Genomic DNA, 10799 nt, shown 5'->3' on the forward strand with positions numbered 1-10799 from the left:
TGGCAAAGCGTCAAGCCTACTCCCGGCAATTCGCCTAAAAGACGGCCAGTTGGGCGCGTCATGGCTAACACCGCCTTTCCGGCTTCGTTCAAATGCCGGGCAGGCCGGTTGACGCGGCGTTTGGCATGCTCATTGTCCGATGCTTCATGTTTCCCGCGTATGTTTTTCCGGACGCAAATCCGCCGGGAACCCGCCATGAAACTCCTTCTCGTCGACGACAATCCGAGCAACCTGTTCATGCTCGGCAAGCTGGCGCAGAGTTCCGGCATCGCCGACGTGCAGTCGTTCCGCGACCCGTTGCAGGCGCTCGACGAGGCGCGCCGGACGCGTTTCGACCTGATGATCGTCGACTACATGATGCCGGGGATCGACGGCCTCGCGCTGATCGCCGAGATACGCCGCCTGCCCGATTATGCCGACGTGCCGATCGTCATGGTCACCACCGTCGACCAGCGCGAGATCTGCTACGCGGCGCTGGAGGCCGGCGCCACCGACTTCCTGACCAAGCCGGTGGACATGGCCGAGGCCAAGGCGCGGCTCAGAAACCTCGCCCTGCTGCGCGAGATGCAGAACAAGCTGCGCGACCGCGCCGACTGGCTGCAGACCGAGGTGCGCAAGGCCACCCAGGAGCGGGCCGGCCTCGAGGAAGAGATCATCCTGCGCCTCGCCCGCGCCGTCGAGCGGCGCGACCCGGCGATCGGCAGCCACCTGTTGCGCGTCGCCCGCACCGCCCGCGAGCTGGCCGAGGAACTCGGCCAGAGCGAGCAATACTGCCAGGACCTCTATGTGGCGGCGCTGATGCACGACATCGGCAAGATCGGCCTTCCCGACGATCTTCTCAACAAGCCCGGCGCCTACACCGACGACGAGCGGCGGCGCATGCAGGCGCACACGCTGATCGGCGGCGAGATCCTCGACGGCTCGCGCTCGCGCGTCATCCGCCTCGCCGCCGAGATCGCCGAGACGCATCACGAAGCCTGGGACGGCAGCGGCTATCCGCGCGGTCTGAAGGAGGCGGCGACCCCGCTGTCCGGCCGCATCGTCGCCGTCGCCGACGTGTTCGACGCCCTTACCTCCGAGCGCCCCTACAAGGCCGCCTGGAGCGCCGAGGACGCCGCCCGCTACATCGCCGACCATGCCGGCCGGCAGTTCGACCCGGACGTCGCCAAGGCTTTCTCGCTGCGCTACTTCCGCATCCTCCGCCTCGGCGAGGCCGGCGCCCCGTTCGGCACCGCCGCCTAACGCCCCCGGACCGCCCGCCGTGACCGCCGTTCCCGCCGACCCGACCGGACAGGACCGCCCCTTGCGGGGCACGCTGTTCTACGTCGTCGTCGGCCTCCTGTTCCTCGTCTCGGCCATCGCCGTGTTCGCCATCCTGATCCGCCAGCAGGCGGAGACGGCGGACCTCGGCGACACCCGCGCGCTCGCCGCCGCCTACCGGCTCGACCGGGCGACCGGGACGCTGTCGCGGGCGCTGGAGACGGCGCGGCGGCAGCCGTCGGAAGCGGCCGGCCAGATCGTCGCCGCCCGCTTCGTGCTGGTCGATGCCGGCGCCCGCGACCTCGCCGCCGCCTCGGCCGCCGCCGATGGCCTGCCGGCCGCCTTTGCCGCCGATCTCGACACGGTCGGCCGGACCGTCGCCGATCTCAGGCCCCGGTTCGCCCACCTCGCCGGCCTGCCGCTGCCCGACGACGCCACCCTCGCCGACCTGGCGGCCCGCTTCGACCGTCTCGCCACGCTCACCAGCCGGCTCGCCGCCGTCGCCGAGACGGCGGAACTGGCCCTCCGCGCCGACGAGCGAACCTTCCGCGACCAGCTCTACCGGGTGCTCGGCGTGCTGGTCGGCGCGCTGACCCTTTCCATGGCCATCTTCATCTTCAGCCTGATCCGGCAGATCCGGGAGATCTGGAGTTCGCGGGCCCGCCTCGAGGCGATGGCCGGCGAACTGAGGGAGGCGGTGGCGGCGGCCGAGGCGGCCAATCAGGCGAAATCGGCCTTCCTCGCCACCATGAGCCACGAGATCCGCACGCCGATCAACGGCGTGCTCGGCATGGCCGACCTCCTGAAGGACACGCCGCTCGACGCCGAGCAGCGGGGCCTCGCCGCCAACATCGAGGTGTGCGGCCGCAGCCTGATCGCCCTCGTCAACGACATTCTCGACTTCTCCAAGCTGGAGGCCGGCTCCTTCGACGTCGACCGCGTGGTGTTCGATCCCGTCGCCACCGCCGAGGCGGCGCTGACCATGGTCGAGGCGCCGGTGCGCGAGAAGGGCCTCGTCGCGGTGCTGGCGCCGGAGATCGCCCTCGGCGCCCGCTATTCGGGCGACCAGACGCGCATCCGCCAGGTGCTGATCAACTTCCTCTCCAACGCCGTCAAGTTCACCGAGAGCGGCCTGATCGCCGTGCGCGTCCGCGAGGCGGCCGGCGGGGGCCGGCCCAGGCTGCGTTTCGAGGTGGAGGACACCGGCACCGGCATTTCCGAGGAAGGGCAGAAGCGCCTGTTCAAGGAATTCTCGCAGGTCGACGCCTCGATCACCCGCCGCTTCGGCGGCACCGGGCTTGGCCTGGCCATCAGCCGGCGCATCGTCGAGGGGCTCGGCGGGGCGATCGGCGTAACCAGCCGCGAGGGGCGCGGCTCCACCTTCTTCTTCGAGCTGCCGCTCGACCGGGCCGCCGACGCCGAAATCGACCCGGCGCCGCTATCCGGCGCCCGCGTCTCGGCGGCCGGCCGCTTCCCGGCCGAGGCGGCGGCGATCGCCGCCACCTTTGCCTATCTCGGCGCCGGCGCCGCGGGAACCGGCGCGGAGGCCGACATCACCGTCGCCGTCGTGCCGCTGCCGCCCGACCACCGCAAGGCGCGGCTCGACATCGCCTTCTCGCCCACCGCCCGCTGCCGCGGCGGCACCCGGCCGGTCAACGCCCTGACGCCGGCGGTGATCGCCGCCTCGATCGCCGGCAGCCTTGAGGCCGAGGACGCGCCGCGCGCGCCGGGCGAGGAGGCGACGGTGCCCAGGGGGCTGAAGGTGCTGGTGGTCGAGGACAACCGCATCAATCAGCAGGTGGCGCTGCGCCTCCTGAGGCGGCTCGGCATCGAGGCGGCGCTGGCCGAGAACGGCGCCGAGGCGCTGGCCATGGTCAATGCCCGCGACTTCGACGTGGTGTTCATGGACATGCAGATGCCGGTGATGGACGGCCTCGAGGCGACGCGGGCCATCCGCCGGTCGAGCGGCCGCGGCCGCGACGTGCCGATCGTCGCCATGACCGCCAACGCCTTCGCCGCCGACCGCGAGGCCTGCCTCAGGGCCGGCATGAACGCCTTCCTGCCGAAGCCGGTCGAGCGCGACGATCTCGTGGCCGTGCTGCTCGGGCTCGAGCGCGGCGGCGCAACGCGGCCACGCCCGGCACCCGTCGACGGCACGCGCGGCGAGGCGGTCAACCGCCGGCGCATCGAGGCGCTGGTGCGCGAACTCGGGCCCGACGACACCGCCTTCCTGCTCGACGCCTTCGCCACCGACGCCGCCGGCCTGCTCGCCGACCTGTCGTCGGCGCTGGAAGGCGGCGACGCGGACCTTGCCAAACGCAGCCTGCACACGCTGAAGGGGGCGGCCGCCAACGTCGGCTTCGACGAGATGTCGCAGCGGGCGGCGGCGCTGATGGCGGCGCTGCCCGATCCGGACGTCGGGGCGCTCGGCGAACTGATGATGGCGATCGCCGGCGCCGGCAGCGTGGTGGCCGGCCTGAAGGCCGGGTTCGCGGCCGAGGCTGCGCCGGCGGCGGCGGCTCAGTAGCTGTCGGTCAGCGACCGGTTCTTGGCGACGGCATCGAGCGCCTTGAGGTCGGCGAGAAGCGGCGCCATCCAGGCGAGCGGCAGCATGTTGGGCCCGTCGGACGGCGCACGGTCGGGATCGTCGTGCGCCTCGACGAACACCGCCGCGCAGCCGACCGCCATGGCGGCACGGGCCAGCGCCGGCGCGAAGACGCGCTTGCCGCCCGACGACGAGCCGCGGCCGCCCGGCTCCTGCACCGAATGGGTGGCGTCGAACACCACCGGCCAGCCGGTCTCGGCCATGGTCGGCAGGCCCCGGAAATCGGTGATCAGCGCGCCGTAGCCGAAGGAGGTGCCGCGGTCGGTGAGAAGGATGCGCTCATTGCCGGTCGAGGCGACCTTGTCGGCGACATTCTGCATGTCCCAGGGGGCGAGGAACTGCCCCTTCTTGACGTTGACCGCCTTGCCGGTCTCGCCGGCAGCGATCAGCAGGTCGGTCTGGCGGCAGAGGAAGGCCGGGATCTGCAGGATGTCGACCACCTCGCCGGCCCGCCGCGTCTGCTCGACGTCGTGGACGTCGGTCAGCACCGGGCAGCCGAAGGTGTCCCTGATCTCGGCGAGGATGGCGAGGCCCGCCTCGATGCCGACGCCGCGCACGCCTTTCAGCGAGGTGCGGTTGGCCTTGTCGTAGGAGGCCTTGAAGACGAAGGGCACGCCGGCCGCCTTCGCCGTCTCGGCGAGGAAAGCGGCGATCTTCAGCGCATGCTCGCGGCTCTCGATCTGGCAGGGGCCGGCGATCAGCGCGAAGGGGGCCGTGTTGGCGAAGGTGACGGAGCCGACGGTGACGGCTTTCTGCGGCGTGGCAACGGCCATGGCGGGAACCTCGTGAGAAAGGAAGCGCCCGGCCGCGATCGGCCGGGCGGGAGGCAGCGCGTTCAGCGCTGGAAGTTGCGGCTCGCCAGCGATTTCTCCCAGGCGAGCGCGTGGCCGACGATGGTGTCGAGATCGTCGAGCTTCGGCTGCCAGCCGGTGAGAGCGCGCAGGCGGCTCGAATCGGCGACCAGCGCCGGCGGATCGCCGGCCCGGCGCGGCGCCAGACGGACGGGGAAGTCGACGCCGGAGACGCGCTTCACCGCGTCGATCACCTCAAGCACCGAGAAGCCGCGGCCGTAGCCGGCGTTGGCGACGAAGGTGTCGCCGCCGGCCATCAGGTGCTTCAGCGCCAGAACGTGCGCCTCGATCAGGTCGGTGACGTGGATGTAGTCCCTGAGGCAGGTGCCGTCGGGCGTCGGGTAGTCGGTGCCGAAGACATCCATGCCGTCGCGCTGGCCGAGGGCGGCCTGGGCGGCGATCTTGATCAGATGCGTGGCGCGCTTCGACGACTGGCCGGTGCGGCCCCTGGGGTCGGCGCCGGCGACGTTGAAATAACGCAGCGCCGCGTAGCGGAAACCGTAGGCATAGGCGCTGTCGCGCAGCATGATCTCGGTCATCCACTTGGACGATCCGTAGGGCGACACCGGGCCGAGCGGTACGCTCTCGTCGATCAGCTCGACGCCGGGCTCGCCGTAGACGGCGGCCGTCGAGGAGAACAGGAAGGCCTTGACCTTGCCGCGCACCGCCGCGGCGATCAGCGCCCGCGACTTCACCGTGTTGTTCTCGTAGTAGGAGAGCGGGTCGGTCACCGAATCCGGCACGACGATCGAGCCGGCGAAATGGGCGATGGCGGTGATGCCGTGCTCGGCGATCAGCCGGTCGACCAGCGCGCCGTCGCCGATGTCGCCGACCACCAGCGTCGCCGCGCCCGGCAGGACGGCGTCGTAGCCGGTCGAGAGATCGTCGAGTACGACGACGCTCTCGCCGCGATCGACGAGGGCATGCACCATGTGGCTGCCAATATAGCCGGCACCACCGGTCACCAGAATGGACATGGAAGACTCCTCGGTTCCTGTCGGCGTCCTTGCCCGGACGCCAAAGGCGAGACTTCTCTATCGCCCGTTTGTCGTCGTTTTTCCAGTGGGAGGATGCCGGGTAGGACCATGGCCGCCGAGAAAGGCGCGGACACCGGTTCTGGGCCTCTGGCACGCGGGCGGCGGCCGGCCCAAATTCATGTGCACATTTCAGATGGGCAGGGGAAATTAACCGCTCGTTAACTACTTTTTCCGCAGTTTCCCGCATATTTTCCAGCATCCGCGGTAAAGAAGCGATTCGATAGCCGGGGTAGAGACGGGAAGAGGATCGTTCATGGCTCGACTGTCGGGGCCGTTCATACCAGCCATCGAGGGCAGATCCGCGGCGCGGCGTCTCCGGATCGTCGGCGCGGCCGGCGCCGACCTGGAGCGGCGGACGATCACCGTCCTGCACGTCGGCGACAGGCCGGAAGACACCTTCCTCATCGGCCGCCTGGTCGGCGCGCTGCCGGGCTTTGCCGCCGCCCTGGTCGCCGCCGGCACCCGCGAGGCGGCGCTGTCGGCGCTGTCGCGCCAGCGGTTCGACATCGTGCTGTGCGATTTCTGGATGGCCGGCCACACCACGCTGTCGCTGATCGACGAGATCAAGGCGACGGCCGACGTGCCGGTGATCCTCACCTCGGCGCTCGACAACGACGACATCGAACTGATCGGCCGGCGGGCCGGCGCCGACGGCCTGCTCACCAAGAGCGATCTGGCGGTGTCGACGCTCGACCGGGTGTTCTCGACGCTGCTGGCCCGCCGGCCGGCGCCGCGCCGCGATGCGGCGTCGATGCTGCGGGCGCTGATGCAGAGCCTCCATGCCGCCGGACTGGCGCTGCGCAGCGAGGTATCCGAGGACCGCGCCGAGCATCGCGAATTCCGGCGGCGGGCGCTTGCCCGCTCGATCGCCGACCTCGACGCGGCAAGCCGGACCGGCGCCGGCGTCCAGCGCATCGACGCCATCCCGTTCTTCGTCGACGCCGTCCGCAAGCAGGACGAGCGGGCCGCCGGCGGCGTCCGCTTCCTCGCTCCGTCGCTGCCGCTGCCCATCGAGACCAGCCCGACGCTCTATGCCGATCTCGTCGAGGGCTTCCTCGCCGAGGCCGGCGACGCGGCGGCGGCCGGCGGCAAGGCGACGGTGTCGCTGCGGGCCGCGTCCGGCCGGCTCGGCGCGACGATCCGGGCGAGCGGCGGCGAGGCGACGGCCGGCGACGCCGAGGCGCGGGCGGCGGCCGACGAGCGCAGGCGGCTGGTCGAGAGCCTGGCGCTGGCCTGCGGCGGTCGGGTGGCCTTCGCCACCGCAACCGGGCACGTCCTCGATCTGCCGCTGCGGCTCGGCCATCCCTTCGTCTGACGGACTACGCACAAATACTCTGGAGCATCACCCGGCAGCGTTGCGGGCCGGCGCAGTGCGCCTGCCGCCATGGCGGAACGGCGGCCGAAAATTGCGTCAATCGGGTTGAAGATTGCGGCCCTGGCTGGCGATTTTTTCATCGATTGCTCTAGAAACGGTCAATCGACGGCTTGCGCCGTGATTTGTCCTTCACCATAGTGCGCGCCGATTGGGCGTTCACCGTTTCCCAGCGGACGCGGGGTCCCATCGTCTGCTGGGCCGGGGGCGTCGCCGCGCTTTCCATCAGGACCCGCGATGGTTGTGACGCCCGGCCCTCACGCCGGGCGCCGTCCCTGCCTTTTGCCGCAACGGCAGGCGCCGTCGCGCGGGAAGCGGCCCGATCGCATGACATGGGGTCCGGCGTCCCGGCGGGGGGCGGGCGGGCCGGAACTCACGGAAAGGAAGTCGCACGTGGTCTCGATCGACGAAAAGCTGGTTCCCATCCTGGCGGAGGTGCTGCGGCGCAATCCGGCCGAGGCGGAATTCCATCAGGCGGTGCGCGAGGTGCTGGAAAGCCTCGGCCACGTGGTGGCCAAGCACCCCGACTATCTCGCCGACGCGCTGATCGAGCGCATCTGCGAGCCGGAGCGCCAGATCATCTTCCGCGTGCCGTGGACCGACGACCAGGGCCAGGTGCGCATCAACCGCGGCTTCCGCGTGCAGTTCAACTCGGCCCTCGGTCCCTACAAGGGCGGCCTGCGCTTCCATCCGTCGGTCAACCTCGGCATCATCAAGTTCCTCGGCTTCGAGCAGATCTTCAAGAACGCGCTCACCGGCCTGCCGATCGGCGGCGGCAAGGGCGGCTCCGACTTCGACCCCAAGGGCAAGTCGGACGGCGAGATCATGCGCTTCTGCCAGTCGTTCATGACCGAACTCAGCCGGCATCTCGGCGAGCACACCGACGTTCCGGCCGGCGACATCGGCGTCGGCGGCCGCGAGATCGGCTGGATGTTCGGCCAGTACAAGCGGCTGACCAACCGCTTCGAGGCCGGCGTGTTCACCGGCAAGGGCCTCAGCTACGGCGGCTCGCTGGTGCGCAAGGAGGCGACCGGCTACGGCACCGTCTACTTCACCTCGGCCATGCTGGCCACCAAGGGCGCCGACTTCACGGGCCGGCGGGTGACCATATCCGGCTCGGGCAACGTCGCCATCTACGCCATGGAGAAGGCCATCAAGCGCGGCGGCAAGGTGGTCGCCTGCTCCGACAGCGCCGGCTACATCGTCGACGAGGCCGGCATCGACCTCGATCTCGTGAAAGAGATCAAGGAAGTGCGGCGCGGCCGCATCTCCGACTACATCGAGCTGAAACAGAAGGGCACGCATTTCGTGCCGGCCGGCAAGGGCAGCATCTGGGACGTGCCCTGCGAGGTCGCCCTGCCCTGCGCCACGCAGAACGAATTGTCCGGCCGCGATGCCGAGACGCTGGTGCGCAACGGCGTCATCGCCGTCGCCGAGGGCGCCAACATGCCGTCGACGCCGGAAGCGGTGCGCATCTTCCAGGATGCCGGTGTGCTGTTCGGCCCCGGCAAGGCGGCCAACGCCGGCGGCGTCGCCACATCGGCGCTGGAGATGCAGCAGAACGCCAGCCGCGACAGCTGGACCTTCGAGGCGACGCGCGAGCGGCTCTCCGGCATCATGAGCGGCATCCACGACCGCTGCGCCGAGACGGCCCGCGAGTACGGTGTCGCCGACAACTACGTGCTGGGCGCCAATATCGCCGGCTTCATCCGCGTCGCCGAGGCGATGCGCGCCCAAGGCGTCATCTGAGGCTCGCCAGAGCCCGCGGAGGGCGGCGGCAGCGCCGCCCTCACGATGCCGTGCCCGCTCACGACGCCGCGGCAATATCCTCGACGCTGACTTCGATGACGTGCAGGCGGCGCGTCCGGCCGTCGCGGTCGGTCCAGTCGATGGCCTGGCCGGCGGTGAGGCCGATCAGCGCCGCGCCGACCGGCGTCAGCACGGAGACGAAGCCCTTCTCGATGTCGGCCTCGCCCGGATAGACCAGGCGGACGGTACGCGGCCCGGCGTCGTCCATCGCAAAACGCACCACCGATCCCATGCGAACCGTTCCGGCCGGCAGGCGGTCGTCGGCGACGACGCGCGCCCGCTCGAGTTCGGCGGCGAGCTGGTCGGCGGCAGCGGGATCGCGTTCGGACAGCGCCTCGGCCAGATTGACGAGACGCTCGTGGTCGGAGCGGGCGAGCGCGATGGCGGGCAGGTGGCGCCGGCGGCTGGAAACGGTCATGGGGTCCTCGATGAAATAGCCAGCCACCGCCGGTCGGCGGGGCGAAGATGACGGGAAAAATGAGGCGTCGCGCGGAGCCGGCTTTCAGGAAAGCCCGGCGGCGGTGCCCCACGGCCGGGGCGCGACGAGCCGGACCGTGAGATCAGTATCCCGCGACGGGATAGATCCTGCAAAGCATTCGGAGATGGTTGATCCGCGGTTCCATAGCCAAGAAGATCGGCATTACCGGCGATAAAGTCAAGCCGGGAGGTTTTGCCGCCTTAGGCGCCGGCGGCAGGTTTTTCTTGCCTCAGGCGCCGGTGGCGGCTCCGCCGCCTCGGCTTTCGCTCCGCTTTTTCGTCTTTCGGGGCTTCGTCCCGAAAGACCCGCCGCGCGGCTTCATGTTTCCTCAGAACGGCGTGCGCGAGCGGATGGCGGCGGTGAGCGTACCCTCGTCGAGATAGTCGAGTTCGCCGCCCACCGGCACGCCATGGGCAAGGCGCGTCACCTTGACGCCCAGGCCGTCGAGGCGGTCGGTGACGTAATGGGCCGTCGTCTGGCCGTCGACGGTGGCGTTGACGGCCAGGATCACCTCCTTGACCGCCGGGTCGGCCGCCCGCTCGACGAGGCCGGCGATGTCGAGATCGTCGGGTCCGATGCCGTTGATCGGCGACAGCACGCCGCCCAGCACGTGATAGCGGGCGTTGATGGCGCCGGCCCGCTCCAGCGCCCAGAGGTCGGCGACGTCCTCCACCACCACGATCAGCGAACCGTCGCGCGTCGGATCGGTGCAGACGGCGCAGGGGTCAGCGGTGTCGACGTTGCCGCAGACCGAGCAGACGCGGACGCGGTCATGGACGGTCTTCATGGCCTCGGTGAGCGGGGCAAGCAGCTGGTCGCGCCGTTTCACCAGCTGCAATGCCGCCCGGCGGGCCGAGCGCGGCCCGAGGCCGGGCAGGCGGGCGAGCAGCTGGATCAGCCGCTCGATTTCCGGTCCTGTCACTCTGCGCGCCACGGGCGTCTCCGGACTCTCTTGAAACCAATCAGAAGGGCAGCTTGAAGCCCGGCGGCAGCGGCAGATTGCCGGTCACCGCCTGCATGCGCTCGGCAACCTGCGCATCGACATGCGCCTTGGCATCAGTGAAGGCGGCGACGATCAGATCCTCGACGATCTCGGCCTCCTCGGGCTTCAACAGCGAGGGATCGATGCGGACGCCCTTGACCTCGCCCTTGCCGGAGACGGTGACCGCGACGAGGCCGCCGCCCGACGTGCCGGTCGCCTCGATGCGGGCGATCTCCTCCTGCGCCTCGGCCATGCGAGCCTGCAAGGCCTGCGCTTCCTTCATCATCTTGCCGATGTCGCCGAACATGGGATCCTCTCTTTATTTTCGCCTCAGTCGCCGGCGGGCCTCCGGCCCTTGGCTTTCGCTCCGCTTTACGTCTTTCGGGGCTTCGCCACGAAAGACCC

General features: G+C 70.2%; 9 protein-coding genes. 4 read left to right on the plus strand and 5 right to left on the minus strand.

Features of this window, described 5'->3' with window-relative positions; translation table 11 throughout:
• Positions 1-195 precede the first annotated feature (195 nt).
• On the plus strand, positions 196-1242 hold the full coding sequence (locus tag H512_RS25345) for an HD domain-containing phosphohydrolase (protein WP_053240114.1): 1047 nt from the start codon (positions 196-198) through the stop codon (positions 1240-1242).
• 19 nt (positions 1243-1261) lie between these two features.
• Positions 1262-3787, plus strand: coding sequence for an ATP-binding protein (locus H512_RS25350; protein WP_169507202.1), 2526 nt, complete (start codon positions 1262-1264; stop codon positions 3785-3787).
• On the opposite strand, the gene kdsA is transcribed toward H512_RS25350, so the two are convergent.
• Together kdsA and galE are read right to left on the minus strand one after the other, a co-directional pair.
• Positions 3781-4638, minus strand: coding sequence for a 3-deoxy-8-phosphooctulonate synthase (gene kdsA, locus H512_RS0120655; RefSeq protein WP_026785007.1), 858 nt, complete (start codon positions 4636-4638; stop codon positions 3781-3783). The genes H512_RS25350 and kdsA overlap by 7 nt on opposite strands.
• 62 nt (positions 4639-4700) lie before the next feature.
• Entirely contained in the window at positions 4701-5693 is a 993-nt protein-coding gene (gene galE, locus H512_RS0120660) for a UDP-glucose 4-epimerase GalE (RefSeq protein ID WP_026785008.1), read from the minus strand.
• Positions 5694-6006: 313 nt separating this feature from the next.
• Between galE and H512_RS26090 the strand changes: the two genes are divergently transcribed.
• Positions 6007-7068: a response regulator gene (locus tag H512_RS26090; RefSeq protein ID WP_026785009.1), complete on the plus strand. Its 1062-nt coding sequence runs from the start codon at positions 6007-6009 to the stop codon at positions 7066-7068.
• Positions 7069-7518: 450 nt separating this feature from the next.
• Entirely contained in the window at positions 7519-8874 is a 1356-nt protein-coding gene (gene gdhA, locus H512_RS0120670) for an NADP-specific glutamate dehydrogenase (protein WP_026785010.1), read from the plus strand.
• A gap of 58 nt (positions 8875-8932) precedes the next feature.
• Here the strand turns inward: gdhA and rnk are convergent, their stop codons facing one another.
• From rnk to H512_RS0120685, 3 genes are all read right to left on the minus strand, one after another.
• Entirely contained in the window at positions 8933-9352 is a 420-nt protein-coding gene (rnk, locus tag H512_RS0120675) for a nucleoside diphosphate kinase regulator (RefSeq protein WP_026785011.1), read from the minus strand.
• A gap of 388 nt (positions 9353-9740) precedes the next feature.
• Complete coding sequence (gene recR / locus H512_RS0120680; protein ID WP_026785012.1) at positions 9741-10346, minus strand: recombination mediator RecR; 606 nt, start codon at positions 10344-10346, stop codon at positions 9741-9743.
• Positions 10347-10374: 28 nt separating this feature from the next.
• Positions 10375-10701: a YbaB/EbfC family nucleoid-associated protein gene (locus H512_RS0120685; RefSeq protein WP_026785013.1), complete on the minus strand. Its 327-nt coding sequence runs from the start codon at positions 10699-10701 to the stop codon at positions 10375-10377.
• Positions 10702-10799 lie beyond the last annotated feature (98 nt).

The organism is Pleomorphomonas koreensis DSM 23070, assembly GCF_000425185.1.
GTDB classification, from domain to species: Bacteria; Pseudomonadota; Alphaproteobacteria; order Rhizobiales; family Pleomorphomonadaceae; genus Pleomorphomonas; species Pleomorphomonas koreensis.